This window comes from Enterobacter sp. BRE11 (assembly GCF_031844285.1).
Lineage (GTDB): Bacteria > Pseudomonadota > Gammaproteobacteria > Enterobacterales > Enterobacteriaceae > Pantoea.
Map to the genome: position 1 here is coordinate 1 of NZ_JAUZUX010000017.1, position 20,207 is coordinate 20,207.

At 57.9% G+C, this 20,207-nt stretch carries 18 protein-coding genes; 11 read left to right on the plus strand and 7 right to left on the minus strand.

Annotation, left to right across the window (positions count from 1 at the left end; genetic code table 11):
• Positions 1 to 9: 9 nt before the first annotated feature.
• Complete coding sequence (oxlT, locus tag Q9R34_RS17250) at positions 10 to 1,272, plus strand: oxalate/formate MFS antiporter (RefSeq protein WP_485895434.1); 1,263 nt, start codon at positions 10 to 12, stop codon at positions 1,270 to 1,272.
• 418 nt (positions 1,273 to 1,690) lie between these two features.
• Positions 1,691 to 2,722 carry a tyrosine-type recombinase/integrase gene (locus Q9R34_RS17255; RefSeq protein WP_103797218.1) on the plus strand — a complete coding sequence of 344 codons (1,032 nt, stop codon included), beginning with the start codon at positions 1,691 to 1,693 and terminating at the stop codon, positions 2,720 to 2,722.
• 249 nt (positions 2,723 to 2,971) lie between these two features.
• Here the strand turns inward: Q9R34_RS17255 and Q9R34_RS17260 are convergent, their stop codons facing one another.
• Positions 2,972 to 3,868 carry a LysR family transcriptional regulator gene (locus Q9R34_RS17260; RefSeq protein WP_485895306.1) on the minus strand — a complete coding sequence of 299 codons (897 nt, stop codon included), beginning with the start codon at positions 3,866 to 3,868 and terminating at the stop codon, positions 2,972 to 2,974.
• 134 nt (positions 3,869 to 4,002) lie between these two features.
• Here Q9R34_RS17260 and Q9R34_RS17265 point away from each other — a divergent pair, with 134 nt between their 5' ends.
• Together Q9R34_RS17265 and Q9R34_RS17270 are read left to right on the plus strand one after the other, a co-directional pair.
• Entirely contained in the window at positions 4,003 to 4,488 is a 486-nt protein-coding gene (locus Q9R34_RS17265; RefSeq protein ID WP_103797216.1) for a (R)-mandelonitrile lyase, read from the plus strand.
• Complete coding sequence (locus tag Q9R34_RS17270) at positions 4,466 to 5,248, plus strand: carboxymuconolactone decarboxylase family protein (protein ID WP_224481800.1); 783 nt, start codon at positions 4,466 to 4,468, stop codon at positions 5,246 to 5,248. The genes Q9R34_RS17265 and Q9R34_RS17270 overlap by 23 nt, the downstream gene beginning before the upstream one ends.
• Before the next feature lie 37 nt (positions 5,249 to 5,285).
• Here the strand turns inward: Q9R34_RS17270 and Q9R34_RS17275 are convergent, their stop codons facing one another.
• Positions 5,286 to 6,161: a LysR family transcriptional regulator gene (locus Q9R34_RS17275; RefSeq protein WP_033755664.1), complete on the minus strand. Its 876-nt coding sequence runs from the start codon at positions 6,159 to 6,161 to the stop codon at positions 5,286 to 5,288.
• Between the two features lie 108 nt (positions 6,162 to 6,269).
• On the opposite strand from Q9R34_RS17275, the gene Q9R34_RS17280 reads away from it, so the two are divergent.
• Positions 6,270 to 7,133 (plus strand): SDR family oxidoreductase, encoded by an 864-nt coding sequence (locus Q9R34_RS17280; RefSeq protein ID WP_103797214.1) that lies wholly within the window; start codon positions 6,270 to 6,272, stop codon positions 7,131 to 7,133.
• Positions 7,134 to 7,136: 3 nt separating this feature from the next.
• Here the strand turns inward: Q9R34_RS17280 and Q9R34_RS17285 are convergent, their stop codons facing one another.
• A complete protein-coding gene (locus Q9R34_RS17285) occupies positions 7,137 to 8,060 on the minus strand; it encodes a LysR family transcriptional regulator (RefSeq protein WP_033755669.1) in 924 nt (307 codons plus the stop codon).
• A 104-nt stretch (positions 8,061 to 8,164) separates the two neighbouring features.
• Here Q9R34_RS17285 and budA point away from each other — a divergent pair, with 104 nt between their 5' ends.
• From budA to Q9R34_RS17300, 3 genes are read left to right on the plus strand one after another with little or no spacing between them, the layout of a single operon-like run.
• Entirely contained in the window at positions 8,165 to 8,947 is a 783-nt protein-coding gene (gene budA, locus Q9R34_RS17290; RefSeq protein ID WP_103797213.1) for an acetolactate decarboxylase, read from the plus strand.
• Between the two features lie 14 nt (positions 8,948 to 8,961).
• The gene (gene alsS, locus Q9R34_RS17295) at positions 8,962 to 10,641 is read left to right on the plus strand and encodes an acetolactate synthase AlsS (RefSeq protein ID WP_033755671.1); all 1,680 of its coding nucleotides are present in this window, start codon (positions 8,962 to 8,964) and stop codon (positions 10,639 to 10,641) included.
• A gap of 23 nt (positions 10,642 to 10,664) precedes the next feature.
• Entirely contained in the window at positions 10,665 to 11,438 is a 774-nt protein-coding gene (locus tag Q9R34_RS17300) for a (S)-acetoin forming diacetyl reductase (RefSeq protein ID WP_033792418.1), read from the plus strand.
• A 77-nt stretch (positions 11,439 to 11,515) separates the two neighbouring features.
• On the opposite strand, the gene Q9R34_RS17305 is transcribed toward Q9R34_RS17300, so the two are convergent.
• Entirely contained in the window at positions 11,516 to 13,570 is a 2,055-nt protein-coding gene (locus tag Q9R34_RS17305) for a pyrroloquinoline quinone-dependent dehydrogenase (RefSeq protein WP_369799195.1), read from the minus strand.
• A 49-nt stretch (positions 13,571 to 13,619) separates the two neighbouring features.
• Entirely contained in the window at positions 13,620 to 13,985 is a 366-nt protein-coding gene (locus Q9R34_RS17310; RefSeq protein ID WP_033755676.1) for a hypothetical protein, read from the minus strand.
• A gap of 271 nt (positions 13,986 to 14,256) precedes the next feature.
• On the opposite strand from Q9R34_RS17310, the gene Q9R34_RS17315 reads away from it, so the two are divergent.
• Positions 14,257 to 15,810 (plus strand): sensor domain-containing diguanylate cyclase, encoded by a 1,554-nt coding sequence (locus tag Q9R34_RS17315; protein WP_224481799.1) that lies wholly within the window; start codon positions 14,257 to 14,259, stop codon positions 15,808 to 15,810.
• Between the two features lie 39 nt (positions 15,811 to 15,849).
• On the opposite strand, the gene Q9R34_RS17320 is transcribed toward Q9R34_RS17315, so the two are convergent.
• Both Q9R34_RS17320 and Q9R34_RS17325 read right to left on the minus strand, forming a co-directional pair.
• Positions 15,850 to 17,124 carry an amino acid permease gene (locus Q9R34_RS17320; RefSeq protein ID WP_179944779.1) on the minus strand — a complete coding sequence of 425 codons (1,275 nt, stop codon included), beginning with the start codon at positions 17,122 to 17,124 and terminating at the stop codon, positions 15,850 to 15,852.
• A gap of 214 nt (positions 17,125 to 17,338) precedes the next feature.
• On the minus strand, positions 17,339 to 18,253 hold the full coding sequence (locus tag Q9R34_RS17325) for a LysR family transcriptional regulator (RefSeq protein ID WP_485895312.1): 915 nt from the start codon (positions 18,251 to 18,253) through the stop codon (positions 17,339 to 17,341).
• Between the two features lie 107 nt (positions 18,254 to 18,360).
• Here Q9R34_RS17325 and Q9R34_RS17330 point away from each other — a divergent pair, with 107 nt between their 5' ends.
• Both Q9R34_RS17330 and Q9R34_RS17335 read left to right on the plus strand, forming a co-directional pair.
• On the plus strand, positions 18,361 to 19,674 hold the full coding sequence (locus Q9R34_RS17330; protein ID WP_239314981.1) for a nucleobase:cation symporter-2 family protein: 1,314 nt from the start codon (positions 18,361 to 18,363) through the stop codon (positions 19,672 to 19,674).
• On the plus strand, positions 19,667 to 20,146 hold the full coding sequence (locus tag Q9R34_RS17335) for a nucleoside deaminase (protein WP_313385161.1): 480 nt from the start codon (positions 19,667 to 19,669) through the stop codon (positions 20,144 to 20,146). Before Q9R34_RS17330 ends, Q9R34_RS17335 begins: the two co-directional genes overlap by 8 nt.
• Positions 20,147 to 20,207 lie beyond the last annotated feature (61 nt).

A 20,207-nucleotide genomic window follows, 5' to 3' on the forward strand; every position in this document is an offset into this window, starting at 1 on the left:
CGGAGTGTGATGATGTCAAGTTCAGTATTATCAGAGGTAGAGGTTTCCCACTACAGAAAGAAATGGGCGCAACTCTTTTTGGGGTTGGTGTGCATGATTTCAATCTCCAGCCCGCAATATGTCTGGGCGCTTTTTACCCGACCTTTGATGGAAAAATTACACGCGCCACTGGCAGAAATTCAGATCACCTTTTCACTTTTAATCATCCTTCAGACGTTTTTCTCCCCGCTTCAGGGAAAATTAATTGACCGTTTTGGCCCGCGCGTGCTTATCACCATCGGGACGCTGATGGCCGGTATTAGCTGGATGCTCGTCTCACGGCTTGACTCGCTTTTTGAACTCTACCTTTATTATGGAGTAATTGGTGGTCTTGGCACGGGCATCGTTTATATCGGTGTGGTCGGATTAATGGTTCGCTGGTTCCCTGAAAAAAGAGGATTTGCAACGGGCATGGTGGCAGCAGGTTATGGAATGGGGGCCATTTTAACAACCTTTCCTGTCACCGCCTCGCTCGCTACAGCAGGACTGGAAAAGACGTTTTGGCAGTTTGGCATTATGATGGCATCCGTTGGATTTATTGCCAGCCAGGGGCTAAGGATGCCAAAAGATAGTATTGAATCGCGCGCAGGGCAGCGATCAGCTGACGCTCCCAAAAGTTTCAGCTCAAAAGAAATGCTACGGCAGCCCATATTCTGGCTGATGTTTATCATGATGACCATGATGTCTACATCAGGACTTATGGTTACGTCACAGATGGCTATATTTTCTGAAGACTTTGGCATCACTTCAATAACAATTTTGGGGATGGCGGCTTTACCCTTGGCCATGACCATAGACCGCTTGATGAATGGCCTTACACGACCCTTTTGTGGTTACATTTCCGATCGTATTGGTCGTGAAAAAATGATGTTTTTTGCTTTTGGTCTTGAAGGCATTGCTATGACGTTGTGGCTGTTATGTAAAAGTGATCCTGTGTTATTTGTTTTACTTTCCGGCGTAGTTTTCTTTGGCTGGGGAGAGATATTTTCTTTATTCCCGGCAACCTTAACGGACACCTTTGGCACTCGCTTCGCTACGGAGAATTACGGTTGGCTTTATATTTCTCAGGGTATTGGTTCTATATTCGGTGGTCCCGTAGCGGCATTGCTTTATCAGCATACGCATAACTGGAGCATAGTATTTGGCAGCGCCATTACTCTGGACATTGCCTGTGCTTTACTTGCCATATGGGTACTTAAGCCCTGGCGGGCGCGATTTTTAGCCAAAGCCTGATTCAAAGCCGGTGAGTTGCAGGTTCAGTATTTGTTATTGAATCTGCAATTTTAGGCCTCTAATTGAATTGTTTTTTATTTGAAACTGTCAGCATATTTAAATATTGATTCTGCCTGTGCCTCCTGCTCACTATCCATCATGGGTGAGCTAAATTTCTAACTTCATATAACAAGACTTATACAAACCCAGCGACATCCCTTCCTAAACCCGCTATCATGCGGATCCGGTCTGGATCCTGAGCGAAAGCGCTATTTGCCCTCCGTCTTTCTCTTGAAAACGATGTCCGGACATTAAAACAGGCAACCAATGTGCCTTAAAATGACAACGCTACGCAAAATCTGCAGCAGTTTACCCCTGCTTTTTTTTCAGAATTCACGTAGCGCGATCCCCAGCTGAATTGCGGACAAATTGAACAGATATGGATGGATTAATTACCTCACACGCCCTGCTCCCGCTTTCTCAGTCGGATGACGACCTTGCGCAACGCCTGCGCGAGTTCGTACAGGATAAAGATGCGTTTGCGCCCAATACCTGGCGACAGCTGATGAGCGTAATGCGCGTCTGTCACCGCTGGGCATTGGCCAACAATCGCGTGCTGCTTCCTATGTCGCCTGAAGATCTGCGCGACTACCTGAGCTATTTGCAGTCTATCGGGCGCGCGTCATCGACTATCGGCACGCATCAGTCGTTGATCACGATGTTACACCGTAACGCCGGGCTGGTGCCGCCATCGACCTCGCCGCTGGTCTCGCGTGCGGTAAAAAAGATCAATCGCGTGGCGGTGGTCTCCGGCGAGCGCACCGGCCAGGCGGTTCCTTTCCGGCTAAGCGATCTGCAAAAGGTGGAAGCTGCATGGGCAGAAAATGCGAGCCTGCGTCACCTGCGCGATCTCGCCTTTCTCCATGTGGCGTACAGTACGTTAATGCGTATCAGTGAAGTGGCGCGCTTTCGCGTTGGCGACGTAATTCGCGCCGAAGATGGCCGCATCATCCTGGAAGGTTCCTGGACCAAAACCATTCTGGACACCGGCAGCCTGGTGAAAGCGCTGGGGTCGAAGTCGTCAGCGGTGCTGACAAAGTGGATTATGGCATCGGGACTGATTAATGAACCCGATGCCTATCTCTTTGCGCCGGTGCACCGCTCAGGCAAAGTGATGATCGTGACCGACGAACCCATGAGCACGCCCGCGCTGAAGAGTATTTTCACCCGTGCGTGGGAGGCTGCCGGGCATACCACGACCATGAAGCCGAACAAAAATCGCTATCGCCGCTGGAGCGGCCACAGCGCGCGCGTGGGCGCCGCGCAGGATCTGGCGCGCAAAGGCTATTCTGTTCCGCAAATCATGCAGGAAGGGACCTGGAAAAAACCGGAAACCCTGATGCGCTATATCCGCTATGTGGAAGCGCACAAAGGCGCAATGGTTGATCTGATGGAAAACAGTGAAGAGTAAGCCGCTAAGTTATCCACAGAAAAAGTGGACAGCCTGTGTGAAACTCCGGGAAAAGATGCGCTGAACGGTACAGTAATGCAGGAAACAGGGCGATTTTAGCGCTGAATTAACACGCAAATACATCAGGTTATCCCCCTGTTGTTTAGCCATGCGTTAATGTCATGCCTGGAGGTGTGCAGCCAACAGCCTTTGACCGTTTTTTTCCATGATGGTTCAGCTAAATTCGCTTATTCGCACGCTTTATTAACGTCAGGTTTCCCTGTAGCGCAGCGCGTTAATCACTTCAGTCAGCGCAGGCATCATTTGACGGCGGCTGGCGTAGTAAAGATGGTATCCCGGAAAAAGCGGCCACCACGCCTGCAGAACCGGCACTAATTTTCCCCTTTCGATATAGTGCTGCGCCAGATCCAGCGGAACATAAGCGAGCCCCAGCCCATCCAGCGCCGCCTGCAGCATCAACCCGGTCGTGTTAAAAACGGTTTGTCCCTGCACCCGCACCGATAACGCTTTGCCCGCTTTTTCAAAATCCCAGGCGTAGATCCCGCCGCGTGTCGGCAGCCGCAGATTGATGCACTGATGCGTCGTCAGCTCAGCTGGCGTTTCCGGCACCGTTTTATCCTGCAGATAATCTGGCGAGGCGACTACCGCCATATAAAAGTCAGGACCGATCCTGACGGCGATCATATCCTTATCGACCACGTTGCCGACCCGCACCCCGGCATCAAACTGCTGCGCCACGATATCGGTCAGCGCATAGTCCACGCTTAATTCGATCTGCATCTCGGGATAGCGCTTCAGCAGCGGCCGCAGTCGCGGCCAGAGCACGGACTCGATGGCGTGATCGTGCGCGGTTATGCGCACGGTGCCCGCCGGTTTTTTACCCAGCGCGCGAAGCGAGGCAAGTTCGCTGTCGAGTTCGCGCAGCATCGGCAGCAGCATGTTATAGAGCCGCGCGCCAGCTTCGGTAAGGGAGACGCTGCGCGTGGTGCGCGTCAGCAGTCTGACGCCAAGGCGCGCCTCCAGCGCCGTAATCGCATGGCTCAATCCAGAGCGCGACATGCCGAGCTGCGCGGCCGCTCGGGTGAAGTTTTTCTCACGCGCCACATGAAGAAAGACGCGCAGGTCGTTGAGATTTTCAGGGACCATTGTTGAATATTCTGCACATACGCATTCACATTTGACCATCTTATCAAACAATCTTACGGAGCCTACACTGAACTGACTATCCACCAGCGGGGCTGGCGCCTGACGTTGCTCCCTGTACTGAGAACTGGAGCCATATGAAGACCCTTGCCGCTGCTGCGATGTCCCTCGCACTGGCCTGTTCAGCTGCTTACTCAAAGGAGAAGACACCTGTGATTACCATCATGCAAAGTGGAGAAAAACCCTCGGTACCGGGATCGCCAGACTATTTCACCGGAACGGTGCGCATTGACTCGCCGTTTCAGGGAGGCGATCCGGCGCGCGTGGGCGGCGCGACCGTGACGTTTGAGCCTTCCGCCCGTACGGCGTGGCATACCCATCCCCTCGGCCAGACGCTTATTGTCATCTCAGGGCTCGGCTTTGTTCAGGAATGGGACGGTCCGGCGCGCGAGATCAGGCCTGGCGATATCGTCTGGATCCCGGCGGGCGTGAAGCACTGGCATGGCGCTGCGCCGCAGAACAGCATGTCGCATATCGCCATTGCCGAGGCGCAGGAAGGCATAGCGGTTGACTGGATGGAGCACGTCAGCGACGAGCAGTATGCGTCTCGTGATAAATCTTGACGGCATAACGATTCGGCGGCGCATGGGGAGCCTGCTGGCGCTCTGCGTCGCGCTGTTTTGCTCCAGCGGCGCTGCCGAAGAAGCTTCCCGTCCCACTTCGATAAGGAACAGAACCATGCTGACCCAGCAGCAACATCCTCTTACCGCGCCGCAGAAGCAGACGGCGGCGATTGCCGCCAGCGCTGCGACGGGCGACATACCCGCACTGAACGCTGCGCTGCACCAGGGGCTGGATGCCGGTCTCACCATCAGCGACTGTCGTGAGATCCTGGTCCAGCTTTACGCCTATGCCGGTTTTCCCCGTAGCCTGAATGCGCTGGCTGAGCTGATGAAAGTCGTTGAGGCGCGTCGTGAGCAGGGTAAAAACGATGCAGAGGGCAACCCGCCAGGGCCGCTGCCGAAGCCTGAAGAGATGCTGGCGGTCGGCACGCAGAACCAAACCACGCTCGCTGGCGGCCCGGTCAAAGGCGCGCTTTTCGATTTCGCGCCAGCCATCGATAGCTATCTGAAGGTTCATCTTTTCGGCGATATTTTCAGCCGCGACAACCTCGACTGGAAACGCCGGGAGCTGGCGACCGTAGGCGCGCTGGCAGCCATGACCGGCGTGGAGTCCCAGCTAAAAGCGCACCTGAATATCAGCCGGAACGTAGGGCTGACGGATGCGCAGCTGGCCGAACTGGTGCCGCTGTTTGAGAGCCGGGGCGAGCAAAACACGGCGCAACGGCTGCAGCGTGCGCTGGAGTCGGGCAGCGCACAATAACGGCATGCACCTGAACCCGCCGGTTAAACCCGCGGGTTCAGGCTGTAAACCAGCCGCCGGGATATTGCTCGCAGATGAATGCCACGAAGGCGCTGACTTTTGGGCTCTGCAGGCGGCGAGAGGTGTGCAGCACCCACAGCTCTGTCGTCTCGTTAGCCTCTCCCCATGCGATCAGCGCGCCTTTTTCCAGCAGATTACTGACAATCGACTGGGGCAGCATCGCCGCGCCGGCGCCCGCAGTTACGGCGTCACGCACGGCCAGCAGGGAAGAGAACTGCGCCACCGGCTGCGGGACCAGGCAGCGTCGCCCGTTATCCAGCGACCAGATTTCGCCTTCCCTGTGCGTGGGCATCACGACCGCAGCAACCGGGAGCGGGCGGCCGCCGTCGCTGAGCGGCATCTCAAACCCGGGAGCGGCGACCAGCATGAGCTTGTCTCTGGCAAAGCATCTGCCCACCAGCGCGCTGTCCGGTGGGGGATTAATGCGAATTGCCACGTCGAAATGCTCCTCAACCAGATTGCTGAGCCTGTCCTCTGCCACGGACTCAATCCGGACGTCGGGATAACGCGTGCGGAATCGGGCTGTGAGCTGGCCCAGCGCCACCTGTGAAAACAGCAGCGGTGCTGCAATACGCAGGCATCCTCTGGGACGGGTCGCGCCCTCCTGCGTCATAACGACAGCTTCGCTGATTTCGCGCATGGCCCCGGCCGTTCTGGCCAGCAGAAGTTTACCTGCCTCGGTAATTTCAAGCCGACGGTTACCGCGCTCAATAAGGCGGACGCCAAGCGTTTCTTCAAGATCGGCCAGCCGCCGCGACAGTGTTGCCTTTGAACGCCCGCTGGCGCGGCTGGCGGCGCCGAACCCGCCCGAGGCGGCGATAAGGTGAAAATCTGTTAAGGCGTTAAGATCCATACGCTGTCTCATTTATGGAACAAAGAGTCTCGAGAATAGCGTCTTCCGCCATTAAACAAAACACCCTAATCTCTGTTTACACCCACCTGACATCACGGAGTAAACATCATGACTATTCTTGTTACCGGCGCCACCGGCCGTGTCGGCCGCCATGTCGTCGCCCAGCTTATCAGCCGCGGCGCTGCTGTTCGCATACTGACGCGTAACCCTGACGCTGCCGGCTTTGGGCCAGGCGTCGAGGCGGTTAAAGGCGAGCTGCTCGATCTCGACGCCCTGCGCGCCGCCTTCTCGGGCGTTAGCACGCTTTTCCTGCTGAACGCCGTCACGGCCGATGAGTTTACGCAGGCCATCATTACCCTGAACGTCGCCCGCGAATGCGGCGTTGAACGGATCGTCTATCTTTCGGTGTTCGAGGCGGATAAAGCGGTGAACGTTCCCCACTTTGCCGTTAAGTACGGCGCGGAGCAGATGCTCGCGGCGATGAATTTTAGCGCCACCATCCTGCGGCCGACCTATTACATCGATAACGACGCGATGGTTAAAGAGGTCATCTTCAACCACGGCGTTTATCCGATGCCGATCGGAAACGTCGGGCTGGCGATGGTCGATGTGCGCGATATTGCCGAGGTGGCCGCTATCGAACTGATACGACGCGACCGGGCTCCCGGCAAACTGCCGGTCGAAACCATCAATATTGTCGGACCCGATACCCTTACCGGACCTCAGGCCGCTGCGGTATGGGCTGAGACGCTCGGGCGACCGGTTAACTACGGCGGCGACGATCCTGCCGCGTTTGAAGCGAACATGGCGGGATTTATGCCGAAATGGATGGCCTATGAAATGCGTCTGATGGCCGAGCGCTACGTTAGCGACGGCATGATCCCGCAGACTGGCGATCGCGAGCGGCTGGTGGCGCTGCTGGGCCGTCCGCTGTATTCGTACCGCGACTTTGCGGCGGCGCTGGCGGGCTGAAGATCACTCGCCGTCGGGTGGAGAGGGCTCGCCCGACGCGGCCTGCTCAGCGTCGTTAATCAGCCTGAGCAGGTGCGATACCGTTCTGGCCGTGCTGCTGCGTCGCCAGGCAAAGGCGATATCCGTATAAAGCGTGTTGTTCTCGATCTCGCAAAACACAATCTGCGGGTTATTGACGCAGCACATAGAGGCCGGCACCAGCGCGATGCCGCAGTTGGCGCCCACCATGCCGAGAGAGGAGGCGATCTGCGGCGCCTGCTGAAATCGCGCCGTGGAAAAGCCCGCGCGCAGACAGGTGCTGACGATAAGTTCATACAGGCTCGGGGAGACGTCGCGCGGGAAGATAATCAGCGTTTCGTCCGCCAGCTGCGACAGCGCCACGCTTCGCTGATGGCCAAGCGCGTGGCCAGCGGGCAAGGCGACGAGCATTCTCTCGGTGGCGATCACCTTCAGATTAAAGGCTTTGCTGCTTTCGCAGGGCAGGCGAATAAACGCCGCGTCGAGCAGTCCTTCCTGTAAATCCTGCATCAGCAGCGCCATGTTCTCCTCCCGCGTGGTCAGGGTGATGGCGGGATAGCGCGCCTTGAAACGCCGGATCAAATCGAATACCGGCTGACCAAACGCCACCGAACTGGCGAAGCCCAGCGACATCTGCCCGCTGATGCCTCGCGCCACGCCGCGCGCCTTCTCCAGCGCATTATCGGCCTGTTGCACAATCTGTATCGCATCAGGCAGAAACGCGCTGCCCGCCTCGGTCAGCTCGACCCCACGCGTTAAGCGCTTCAGCAACGGCGTGCCAATCTCATGTTCCAGACGCTGGATTTGCTGACTTAGCGGCGGCTGAGAAATGCCCAGCATTTCCGCTGCGCGGGTAAAGTGCAGCGTCTCGGCCACAGCAACGAAATAACGTAGATGCCGAAGTTCCATATCAAAAACGTCTCAAAGTTAACAGGTTTCGCTATTGGATTCTGCGAGCCAACTGGCCCAACATGATATTAACACGGCTTAACTATGGGTTTGTGAGGCACCATATGTGTAATATTGTATCTGATTGTTCATGTGAGGATCAGTTCAAGGAAACCCTTGGCAAACTTGCGGAAAAATCACCAGAAAAAGTTATCTATCAGACCTCGCTGATGAGCGCGCTTCTTAACGGGGTTTACGACGGATCGACCACGGTTGCGGATCTGCTGCGCAAAGGCGATTTTGGTCTGGGCACTTTTAATCAGCTCGACGGCGAGCTGATCGCTTTTGACAGCGAGGTGTATCAGCTCCGCTCCGACGGCAGCGCCCGTCCTGCCAGGCCCGATCAGAAAACGCCTTTTGCGGTGATGACATTTTTCAAACCTGAATACCAGCACCGCTTCGCTGAAACCGCCACGCGTGACGATGTGCACCGCGTTATCGACAGCAAAATCACCTCAGATAACCAGTTCTGCGCGCTGCGCATCAGTGGCCGCTTTCATGCCGTACAGACGCGCACCGTGCCCTGCCAGTGTCGCCCCTATCGCACCATGCCTGAAGTGCTCGGCAATCAGCCCACCTTCGACTTTCGCGAGGCGGAGGGCGAACTGATTGGCTTCCGCACGCCGCAGTATATGCAGGGCATCAACGTCGCAGGCTACCACGAACACTTTATTACCGGCGATCGCCAGGGCGGCGGCCACATCCTCGATTATGTGCTGGAAGGAGGAGAGCTGACGTTCGGCGCCATCAGCCAGCTGGTGATCGATCTGCCGCAGGACCGCGATTTTCTGCAGGCGGATCTGAACCCGCAGGATCTGGATGAAGCCATTCGGGCTGTCGAAAGCTAACAACTGAGGTGATGATGAAAACGCTAAAAACCAACGTGCTCTGGAACAGCGGCGCCGATCTCGTGGTGGCGCAGCTTGAAGCGCAGGGCGTCAACCATGTGTTCGGCATTCCCGGCGCCAAAATCGACAAGGTATTCGATTCGCTGGTGGATTCCCCTATTCAGCTAATCCCGGTGAGGCATGAGGCGAACGCCGCCTTTATGGCGGCCGCGGTCGGCAGGCTGACCGGCAGCGCCGGCGTGGCGCTGGTCACCTCGGGGCCGGGCTGCTCGAACCTCGTGACCGGCATGGCCACCGCCACCAGCGAAGGCGATCCGGTGGTGGCGATTGGCGGCGCGGTGAAGCGTTCCGACAGCGCCAAGCAGGTTCATCAGAGCATGGATACCGTGTCGATGTTTCGTCCGGTGACGAAATTCGCCGTCGAGGTTACCGACGCCTCTGCGCTGGCCGAATGCGTGTCCAACGCTTTTCGCCATGCTGAGAACGGCCGCGGCGGCGGCGCCTTTATCAGCCTGCCGCAGGATATCGTCGACCAGCCGGTGTCAGGCACGCCGCTGCAGCACAAGGGACGCGTCACGCTGGGCGCCGCGCCCGATTCGCTGGTCGAGGCGGTCAGCCGCGAAATCGCCCGGGCCAAAAATCCGGTGATCCTGCTGGGCCTGATGGCGAGCCAGCCAGAGAACAGCGAGGCGATCCACGAGCTGCTGAGCAAAAGCCGCATTCCCGTCACCAGCACCTATCAGGCGGCCGGCGCGGTGCGTCAGGAGCACTTTTCGCGCTTTGCCGGACGTATCGGCCTGTTTAACAACCAGGCGGGCGATCGTCTGCTGCAGCAGGCCGATTTGATCATCACCATCGGCTACAGCCCGGTTGAGTATGAGCCCGCGATGTGGAACAGCGGAAAAGCGATGCTGGTGCATATCGATGTGCTGCCGGCGGAGGCTGACAATCTCTACCTGCCTGACGCCGAGCTGGTGGGTGATATCGCCCAGACCGTGCGTAAAATCGCCGCGCGCATCGCCTCGCCGCTGCAGCTCAGCGAGGCGGCCGCCGCCGTGCTGGAGGATCGCCGCCAGCAACGGCAGCTGCTGGCGATGCAGGGCGCCAGCCTGGATCAGTTCGCGCTGCATCCGCTGCGCATCGTGCGCGCCATGCAGGACATCATCAACAACGACGTCAGCCTGACCGTCGACATGGGCAGCTTTCATATCTGGATCGCCCGTTATCTTTACAGCTTCCGCGCGCGTCAAATCATGATTTCCAACGGGCAGCAGACGATGGGCGTCGCGCTGCCGTGGGCTATCGGCGCCTGGCTGGTGGATCCGTCGCGCAAAGTGGTGTCGGTCTCAGGCGACGGCGGATTTTTGCAGTCGAGCATGGAGCTGGAAACCGCCGTCAGGCTGAAGGCCAACATTCTGCACATTATCTGGGTCGATAACGCCTACAACATGGTCGCCATCCAGGAGGAGAAAAAGTACCAGCGCCTCTCCGGCGTCAACTTCGGCCCGGTCGACTTTAAAGCCTATGCCGAAGCCTTCGGCGCGGCCGGGTTTGCGGTAAACAGCGCGGCAGAGCTGGAGCCGACGCTGCGCAAAGCGATGGATGTGAACGGGCCGGCTGTGGTTGCCCTTCCCGTCGACTACAGCGACAACCCGCTGCTGATGGGACAGCTTCATCTCAGCCAGCTGCTCTGATCTAACCTTAAAAGGATAGCGTTATGAAAAATAAAGTGGCTTTTGTTACCGGCGCCGGTCAGGGCATCGGCGCGGCGATCGCATTACGCCTGGCGAAAGACGGCTTTGCCGTGGCGGTCGCCGATTATAATGCCGACACCGCGCAGCAGGTTGCGGAGACGATTACCCGCGCCGGCGGCAAGGCGGTTGCGCTGCAGGTCGACGTCGCCCGGCGCGATCGCGTCTTTGCGGCGGTCGAGGAGGCGAGACGCGCGCTGGGCGGCTTCGACGTCATTGTGAACAATGCCGGCGTCGCGCCCTCTACGCCGATCGCCGATATCACCGAAGAGGTGATCGATAAGGTGTATAACGTCAACGTGAAGGGCGTTATCTGGGGCATGCAGGCGGCGATCCAGGCGTTCGCCGCGGAAAGCCACGGCGGGAAAATTATCAACGCCTGTTCTCAGGCGGGCCACGTCGGCAACCCAGAGCTGGCCGTGTATAGCTCCAGCAAGTTCGCGGTGCGCGGGCTGACGCAAACGGCGGCTAAAGATTTGGCTGCTGCGGGCATTACGGTCAACGCGTTCTGTCCCGGCATTGTAAAAACGCCGATGTGGGAAGCGATCGACAAGCAGATATCGGAGGCGGCGGGAGAGCCGGCGGGATACGGCACGCGGGAATTTGCTAAACGCATTACGCTGGGGAGACTGTCCGAGCCGGAAGATGTCGCCGCCTGCGTCTCTTTCCTGGCGGGTCCCGACTCCGACTATATGACCGGGCAGTCCTTATTAATCGACGGCGGTATGGTGTTTAACTAACGTCCGCGTCGCCTGCCTTCTTTACGTTCTGAACGAGAGCAAATCGCTTTGCTCTCGTTCAGAACTTACCAGCAGGGTTATTTAGGCAGCGCGTAGACCACGACCTGGTCGCCGACCTGATCTTTCAGTATGGTGTTGCCGCCGGCGACAAAGGCGACATACTGGCGTCCTTTGTATTCATACACCGAGGGGTTTGCCACGGCTGGCGCTTCAACCTGATCGGACCAAAGCTCCTCTCCGCTCGCCAGCGAGTAAGCGCGGACTTTCGCGTCCATCGAGGCGCCGATAAAGATGACGCCGCCTGCGGTGACCGCCGGGCCGCCGATAGTGGGCGAGCCCCAGCTTTCCGGCATAAAGAACCCGTACTGCTGAGACGCGCCAACCGGACGTCGCCATTTCACGTCGCCGGTGTGCATATCCAGCGCCACGATCTCGCCAAACGGCGGCTGCCAGCACGGCATGCCGAGCCAGTTATTCGCCACGTTCAGGCGCATCCCGTAAGGCGCGCCCTCCTGCGGCGCGAATCCGCTCTCATTACCGGAGTCTTTATCCGCCTTATTATACTCTTCACGGCTGTAGAGCTTGACGTACTGCACGATGTGCGAGGTGTTCACCACCGCAATCTGATTCTGCGGATCGAAGGCGACACCGCCCCACTGCACGCCGCCGGCGCTGTCAGGATAGGTTAATGCCCCCTCGCCTTTGGTGGTTGGCGGCGTATACATGCCTTCATAGGTCAGCTTATCCCAGAGACGCGAGCACTGCCCGGCGCCGACGATATCGGCCAGCTTCCAGATTTCCGGTTTTTTAGACTGATCGAGCAAAGGCGCCGGTTTGGTCGGGAACGGCTGAGTAGGCGAAAGTTTCTCGCCCTGAACGGAGCCGTCGCCCTGCGGGACCGGACGCTCCTCGATCGGCCAGACATCTTCGCCGGTCAGGCGGTTCACGACGAACAGGAAGCCCTGTTTAGTGGCCTGGATAAGCGCCGGGATCGGTTTGCCGTTGACCGTGATGTCCATCAGCGTCGGCGCGGAGTTGATGTCGTAATCCCAGACGTCATGATGCACCCACTGGCGCGACCAGACGACTTTGCCGGTGTTCACATCAAGCGCGGTGGTTGAGGTGCCGAGCGGAATGGCGTCGACGCGATTGCCGCCCCAGTAGTTAGGCGAAGGCGAAGAGACCGGCAGATAGACTAGCCCGTTAGCCTCGTCGGCGGACATATGGGTCCAGACGTTGGCGGTGCCGGTGCGCTTTCTGATGTCGGCGGGAATGGCGTCAAAGGTCCACTCGCGCTGACCGGTTTCGGCATTGATGGAGAAGACGGTGCCCGGAGGCGCTTCGGCATAGGCCCAGTCTTTACCCGCCCAGCCGACGATCAGATGGTTGCCGACCACGGTGGGCGGCTGCAGCAGCGACAGCGGAAATTTCGCATTCAGGGTGTTCCACTGCTCGACGTTCAGCACGCCCTTATCGGCAAATTTTTCGCATGGTTTGCCGGAGTCTGCATCCAGCGCATAGAGTTTGCCGTCAACGGTGCCCATATAAACGATCTTCTGGCAGGCCTGCCCGGCAACCGGGTTTTTCGCCTGCCAGTAAGAGACGCCGCGGTTCTTCAGGACCGGCTGAGTCAGCGCTTCGCGCGGCGCTTTCGTATCGTAATGCCACTTTTCTTTCCCGGTGCCGGGATCGAGCGCAATCAGCCGGTAAAAAGGCGTGCCGATGTAAATCGTATCGTTGGCGAACACCGGCGTGGCCGACCAGACGGTGGCAGGCGTTTTACCTTTGCCGTCGGAGACGTCGCCGGTATGAAATTCCCATACTTTTTCCAGCTTGCTGACGTTATCGGCCGTGATCTGCTTGAGAGGGCTGTACTTCTGGGCGTTAAGCTGGCCGTGGAAGCTGTCCCAGGTCGCTTTTTCCGGCACCAGCGGCGACGCCGTATTAGCGGCGGACGCGACCTTTTTGCCATCCTGTTCGGAAGAGGCTTCTTTAGTTGTGTTCGTGGTGCCGGGCGACTGCTGATCGGCGGCATCCACATTAAGCTTCTCCTGCGTTCCCTGAGAAGCTTCGGCGGCCTTATCCTCGGCCTGTAATGTGAGTGGCGTCATCAGCAGCGCGAGCGCCGTCATGCTGACTTTCATCAGCTGCTTTTGTTTATCGCTATGCACGGGCAATTCCTCAGGCTCTGGCAGGTGTGGTGTGACGGGCGGGACGGCGGCCGAGAAGGATCAGACCAGCCAGACCAAGTACCATGGCGGCGGTAATGATCCCCTGATGGAGCAGTAAGGCGGCAAAGCCGATACCCACCAGCACAATCAGCGTCACGATGCCCCAGAAAATGCGTGCGCCGCGCCCTGACGCGGCGCGCAAAATCAGCGTCAGCAAAGCCAGAACTACGCTGGCGATCGCCACGCCGAGCGCGCCGATGGTGCCGGTGACGCCAGTCAGAGGCGTCAGCCAGGCGTAGAGCGCCAGCGCGAAGCCGATCGCGGCCGCCAGCAGGAGCAGCAGCGTGCCGGCGCGTGAAGGTTGAGAATGCAACATGGCAGCAAATCCCCTGTAAGAATAAAATGATAAAAATCATGCGTCTCGTTATGCCTGAATACGCCGCCGCGCGAACGGCAAACCTGAGCGCGACTGAACATTCCAGCAAACGCGGTGAAGTATAGGCGAGAATGACTTATTCGTTTTTTGAAAGGCGACTCATGCACCTGCGCGCGCTCAGAATGCATGCGGCTAACCATTATGACCTGAGCATAATTAATGTATTATGCGTTACTGACCTTTGCCGCATGCGCTGATATCCCCCTTAACTATGCGAAAAACTCAATCAGGCGCTTCCGGCGTCGCCCTGTTAAAAACCTCTCTCGGCAAAAGCATGGCCGTGTTTTTGTTGCTCACCAGCCTCTTTGTTATCGCCATTAACGCCTGGTCGTTATGGAACTCATGGCAGCAGACGGTGGGCGAAAAAAACGACGACGCCCGCAACCTGTCGGTTTCGCTGGCGAAGCAGGCGGAAGATGCGTTTCTGCAGGTAGATATCACCCTGGCGGATGCGGTCCGGCAGCTCCGGCAGCGGGGCAATGAGTACGCCGCAACGCCGGCTTTCCTGCACCAGCTAAAAGAGCAGCAGGCTAAGCTACCGCAGCTGCACGGGCTCTTCATTTACGACACCGAGGGGCACTGGATCGCCTCCTCCGGCAATTTTGTTCCGACGAACGCCAGTAATGCCGATCGCGCCTATTTCATCTGGCATCGGACCCATAACGATACGAATTTGCTTATCAGTCGGGTCATCCGCAGCCGCTCAACCGGCGATTTGGTGATCCCGGTTTCCGTTCGCCTGAACGACAGCCAGGGCCATTTTGCCGGCGTCGCGCTGGCCACCGTGCGGGTTGACTATTTCCGTCAGTATTACAGCTATTTCGCCCTGGGCAATAAAGACACCCTGGGGCTGATCCTGGCGGATTCCTCTGTCTTATATATTCGCCCGTTCCCTGACGCCTTTATCGGCCGGACGCTGGCGTCCAGCCCGTTGTTTAAAACGGAGCTTAAGGCCGCCTCAAGCGGCAACGCCACCTGGCGCTCTACGCTGGACGGCGTGGTGCGCGTGTTTGGCTACACCCGGCTGGAGCGCTATCCGTTGATCGTCACGGCGGGCTACGACCGCGACAGCATTCGTCGGGAATGGCTGGCGGGAAACCTGGTTAACCTGCTGCTTAACCTGGCTCTGCTCTGCGCTATTACCGGCATGGGCATCATGCTGCTGCGCCAGGTGGGCGCCAACGTCAGAAATCAGATTGAATTAACCTACGTGCGCGATGAGCTGACAAACATCAATCACACGCTGCAGTCGCTGGCGCTGGTCGACGGCTTAACCGGCCTGGCCAACCGAAGGCAGTTTGATGCGCTGCTTGAGCAGGGGTTACTTAAATCGCTGAAAACCGGCGACCCGATCGCGCTGGTGATGATCGACATCGACTGCTTTAAACGCTTTAACGATACGTACGGACATGTGGCCGGCGACGAGTGTCTGCAGGATGTCGCCCACGCGCTGAAAGAGAGCGTTCATTTTCACGGCGATGTGGTCGCGCGCTACGGCGGCGAAGAGTTCGCGATTATTATGCCGAACACCGACGAGTCCGAGGCGAAGATAGTGGCAGAGCGCGCCGTCAGGAGCGTGATGGAGATGGGCATCGCGCATGAGAGTACGGAAGTCTCGCTCGGTATCGTGACCATCAGCGCCGGCTACAGTTCGCTGGTCTCTGAAGGCAAACCGGCAGAGGCTGAACAGCTGAAAAAAGAGGCCGACCGCGCGCTTTACAGAGCCAAGCGCAACGGCCGGAATCAGGCGAGCGGCCAGGTCTGACCGCCCGACCGCGCCCCCCGTTTCTCCAGGGGGCGCGGGTTAAAGCATGCCGTAGATCAGCGCCGACACGGTGAGCAGGCCGCCGACGATGACGATAAGCGACATGCCGCCTCGCAGCGTCTGCAGCTCGTTTCGGGTGTACACCAGCCAGGCGGGGATCACGAACAGGAAGATCGCGATCAGCGGCCCGCAGACGGTTTCAATCAGCGCAATCACGTCCGGGTTCCAGTAGGCCACCGCAAGCGACACCGCAAACATCAGCGCAAAGGCCACCGCTTTGGCTCGCTTGCGCCCGGATTGATCTTTCAGCCCGGCGGCGTCGCCGATCAGCGTAGCGAAGGTTTCGGCGACCGGCAGGCAAACCCCCAGAAACGATTTGGTCATCGCCACCATCGCAATAAAGGGCGCAACGATAAACAGCAGACCTGCGCCACCGTTCCCTTCCATCACCGCGAGCACGTTCAGGTTCTGCGTCCTGGCTGCGATAAACACCTCGCGCGGCATGCTCAGCACACAGCTCAGCACAAAAAAGATGATGCTGAAAAAGATGGCGCAGTAAGCCAGACGGACCACGCGTACGGCTTTCTGCTCGCCGCCCTTCCCCTTTTCCTGGTACCAGGAGGAGAGCGGCGACATCATCGGCGCGGAACAGAATGAGAAGGTGATAAGCGGAAGCGCCAGCCAGAGCGCCTTCAGCGACTCGCCAGCAGGTGCGGCCGTGGTCTCGCGCAGCGCCTGAATCAGGTTGGAGAGATGCCACGACGGGATCTGCATCATGGCAATCAACAGCAGAGAGAGGGCAAAGGGGATCGCCAGCGTGCTCATGGTGGTGACCACGCGGTCGCGGCCTTTGCTTAACACCAGATAGAGTAACGACACCGCGATAAAAGCCAGCACGGCGCGGTTCAGCGCGGCGACATGCAGGTGGGCGGTAACATAGTTGTCTAACGCATTGACCAGCGAGACGACGTACACCAGCGTGACGGGAAAATGGGCAACGCAGAAAAAGATCTTAATGCCCTGACGCCCTTTTGGGCCGAAGAATTTACCGAAGAGCGGAAGAGCGGCGTTTTCCGCCTGATGGTCGCGCATGAAGATGCGGCAGATCAGCACGTGCGGTATCAGCGACAGCGGCAGGCCCAGCAGCAGCATCATAAAAAACACCAGCGGCCCGCGCGTTCCCACCTCCACCGGCAAAAATAGCGTGCCGGCGCCCACCGTGGTGCCATATACCCCCATCATCCAGATGGTATCTTTCAGCGACCAGGATGGTCTGTTTGCTACTGCGTTTTCCGTACTTGCTTGAATAGTCATTTTTACACTTTGAATTACTGGTTGTTCAGATGCCGGCGCAACAGGATTGATCACTCTTTGTCTGGCCAGACTGAACAGAGCGAAGGAGACCGGACATCCGCGCCAGACCAGACACATAACAAGGCGGCAGATTGTCTGGTAAAAAAGCGAGCAGGCCAAATGATTTCGGTGAAAAAAACCTGGGCGTTTACGTCTGGATAACTATTTTTAACCGTTATAGCGTGGTTCGGTTCCCCGCCCTGTCCTGCTCAAAAATTTTATGTTTCACCAGACGGTCGCGCAGCCAGCGTTGCGCTTTGCCGGCGGGCGCCTGTTTAAACCAGAGCAGATCAATGCCGACGATCCAGTCGGTATGGGGGTACTCCTGCTGCCGTAGCTCGATCAAGGTCCCTGCGCGCAATTCGCGATCGACGAACTCGCGAGGAAGCGACGCCCATCCGAGACCGGCCAGCGCCGCCTCCAGCATCGCGCTGTAGCTTTCCACCCGCCAGAGCATGGGACTGCCTAAGTATTCGGTGGTGGCGATCCTTGTCTCCTGGGAACCAAAGGTGATGTGCCGCCAGCTGTGCAAATCGGCAAAGGAGACGGGGATGCGCTGCGCCAGCGGATGCGCGGCGCTGACGACATGCACCATGACCACTTTCCCCAGCTGCCTAAACTGAATTTTCTCGCTCTCAACGGGGTGAGAGAGCGCGATGCCCAGATCGACTTCGCCATTTTTCACCATCGCCTCCACATCGCCGCGAAAAGGCTCTTTGATATGGATATCGACCTCAGGAAAGGTCATAGAGAATTCATATAGCACGGGCGCAATCGTGACATAGGGAAGCTCGATGGCGAGGCTGACATGGCTCTCAATCTGCTGGTTGAATGCCGTTACGCGCTGATCGAAAGCCTGACATCGTTCCAGAATGGTTTTGACATACTCGCGCAGCACTTCGCCTTCCGGCGTTAGCCGCACCTGTCGCGGCGTGCGTTCAAACAAGCAGAGGTCGAGCTCAAGCTCCAGGTTGCTCATCGCCATGTTCACAGAGGACTGGGATTTTTTCAGCTGACGCGCGGCCGAGGAGAAAGATCCCGATTTGGCTACCTGCTCAAACACCATAAGTTGTTCCAATGAATATTTCAAAACGCCCCCCGGCTTTCAATTTTCCTGAAAACAGCTCGCTTACTTGTATCACTTTTTTACTTATAGAGTGGGCTTCCTGCGCTTTATCAGTGCGACGAGAGGTGTTTATGGAAACGGTAATAGCTGAAAAAAAACCTGAAGGCTCGCTCAGCGCCAGGCGCATCGCTTCGCTGGGCTTACAGCATGTTCTGGTGATGTACGCGGGGACGGTGACGGTGCCGCTGATCCTCGCGTCGGTGATGGGCCTGACCGGGGCGGAGACGGTGACGCTGGTGAACGCCTGCCTGCTGACCTCCGGACTCGCCACGCTGCTGCAGTCGGTGGGCGTCGGGCGTTTTGGCGGACGGATGCCGTTAATCCAGGGCTGCTCCTTTATCGTTCTGGCGCCGATGGCGAGGATTGGTCAGCAGTATGGCATCACCACGGTATTCGGCTCCGCGATTGCCTGCGGCCTGTTCACCGTGGTGGTCGCGCCGCTTTTTAGCCGTTTGATCCGCTTTTTTCCGCCGGTAGTGACGGGATGCGTGATTACCATTATCGGCATCTCTCTGATGCCCGCCGCGGCAATCTGGATCGGCGGCGGCAACCCCGATGCGCCCGACTTTGCCAGCCCGTCCAGCCTGCTGCTGGGTCTGGCCACCCTGGCGATCACGCTGTTTTTTTACTGCAAAACGCAAGGCATCATCCGCAACTTCAGCATCCTGGCAGGCATGCTGGCGGGGACCCTTATCGCCTGGTTCGCAGGCCTGACCGATTTCTCCGCGGTGGGTCACGCTGCATGGCTCGGCATCAGCATGCCCTTCTCTTTTGGCCTGCCGGCGTTTTCCCCCGTGCCTGTTTTGGTCTCCTGCCTGGCGATGATCATCGTGATGACAGAGACAACCGGCAACGTCCTGCTGATAGACAAGCTAATGGGACGCCCGACGACCCCGCAGCGTCTTGCCGATACGATCCGCGCCGACGGTCTCTCCACTATGGTCGGCGGCTGTCTCAATAGTTTTCCTTACAACGCTTTTTCGCAAAATGCCGGGCTGATTATGCTGACGCGTATCACCAGCCGGTCGGTGCTGGCTGCTGCCGGGTTGATACTGGTGTTACTCGGCCTGTTTCCTAAGCTGGGCGCGCTGGTATCGGCGATCCCGCGTCCGGTGCTGGGCGGCGTTGGCGTGTTGATGTTCGGCATGACGCTGGCCGCCGGCATTCAGCAGCTGAAAGAGGTCAGTTTTAAAAATGACAACAATATGCTCATTGTTGCCGTCTCGATAAGCGTTGGCGTCATTCCCATGGCGTTTCCGGCGTTATTTACATCGCTGCCCTCATCGTTAAGGCTAATTTTCGACAGCGGTATTTTTATGGGCGGTTTTACTGCCGTAGTGCTGAACAGCTTACTGAATACTAAAAAAGAGGATGAAAATGCATAACGCCGCCGATATTAAATTTTTGCGGCTGTCTAACGAAGTTGCAAGGCGCGCTATCGCCCTGGGCAATCACCCGTTCGGCGCGGTGCTGGTGGCGCCTGATAATGAGACTGTCCTGTTGACGCAGTGTAATATCGATACCGTTAATCATGCCGAGTCAACCCTCGCTCGAATAGCCGCGAGTAATTTTACCCCTGACTATCTTTGGGACTGTACGCTCTATACCGCCGTCGAGCCGTGCTGCATGTGCGCCGGCACAATCTACTGGGCGAATATCGGCCGGGTGGTGTATGGCATGAGCGAAGCGCGCCTGCTGGCGTGCACCGGCAACCATCATGAAAATCCCACCATGAGTCTGCCAGCCTCGTCGGTATTTGCGCACGGGCAGAAAGATATTGTGCTGATCGGGCCGGTTCAGGAGGTTGAAGAGGAAACGCTGTCGTTGCAGCAGGCATTCTGGCAGGCGAGAGGGTAAATGAAAACATCGTGAAGGCATTGCAGCTTATACGAACAGCTTTAAATATTTCAGTGACGTT

Excerpts from the sequence above, each read along its gene's own strand:
- Q9R34_RS17265 (WP_103797216.1), top strand. The coding sequence starts at position 4,003 with ATGAAGACCCTTGCCGCTGCTGCGATGTCCCTCGCACTGGCCTGTTCA.
- Q9R34_RS17320 (WP_179944779.1), bottom strand. The coding sequence starts at position 17,124 with ATGACTATTCAAGCAAGTACGGAAAACGCAGTAGCAAACAGACCATCC.
- Q9R34_RS17310 (WP_033755676.1), bottom strand. The coding sequence starts at position 13,985 with ATGTTGCATTCTCAACCTTCACGCGCCGGCACGCTGCTGCTCCTGCTG.
- Q9R34_RS17280 (WP_103797214.1), top strand. The coding sequence starts at position 6,270 with ATGACTATTCTTGTTACCGGCGCCACCGGCCGTGTCGGCCGCCATGTC.
- Q9R34_RS17300 (WP_033792418.1), top strand. The coding sequence starts at position 10,665 with ATGAAAAATAAAGTGGCTTTTGTTACCGGCGCCGGTCAGGGCATCGGC.
- Q9R34_RS17285 (WP_033755669.1), bottom strand. The coding sequence starts at position 8,060 with ATGGAACTTCGGCATCTACGTTATTTCGTTGCTGTGGCCGAGACGCTG.
- Q9R34_RS17270 (WP_224481800.1), top strand. The coding sequence starts at position 4,466 with ATGCGTCTCGTGATAAATCTTGACGGCATAACGATTCGGCGGCGCATG.
- Q9R34_RS17335 (WP_313385161.1), top strand. The coding sequence starts at position 19,667 with ATGCATAACGCCGCCGATATTAAATTTTTGCGGCTGTCTAACGAAGTT.
- Q9R34_RS17330 (WP_239314981.1), top strand. The coding sequence starts at position 18,361 with ATGGAAACGGTAATAGCTGAAAAAAAACCTGAAGGCTCGCTCAGCGCC.
- Q9R34_RS17255 (WP_103797218.1), top strand. The coding sequence starts at position 1,691 with ATGGATGGATTAATTACCTCACACGCCCTGCTCCCGCTTTCTCAGTCG.
- budA (WP_103797213.1), top strand. The coding sequence starts at position 8,165 with ATGTGTAATATTGTATCTGATTGTTCATGTGAGGATCAGTTCAAGGAA.
- Q9R34_RS17315 (WP_224481799.1), top strand. The coding sequence starts at position 14,257 with ATGCGAAAAACTCAATCAGGCGCTTCCGGCGTCGCCCTGTTAAAAACC.
- Q9R34_RS17305 (WP_369799195.1), bottom strand. The coding sequence starts at position 13,570 with ATGACGGCGCTCGCGCTGCTGATGACGCCACTCACATTACAGGCCGAG.
- alsS (WP_033755671.1), top strand. The coding sequence starts at position 8,962 with ATGAAAACGCTAAAAACCAACGTGCTCTGGAACAGCGGCGCCGATCTC.
- Q9R34_RS17275 (WP_033755664.1), bottom strand. The coding sequence starts at position 6,161 with ATGGATCTTAACGCCTTAACAGATTTTCACCTTATCGCCGCCTCGGGC.
- Q9R34_RS17260 (WP_485895306.1), bottom strand. The coding sequence starts at position 3,868 with ATGGTCCCTGAAAATCTCAACGACCTGCGCGTCTTTCTTCATGTGGCG.
- oxlT (WP_485895434.1), top strand. The coding sequence starts at position 10 with ATGATGTCAAGTTCAGTATTATCAGAGGTAGAGGTTTCCCACTACAGA.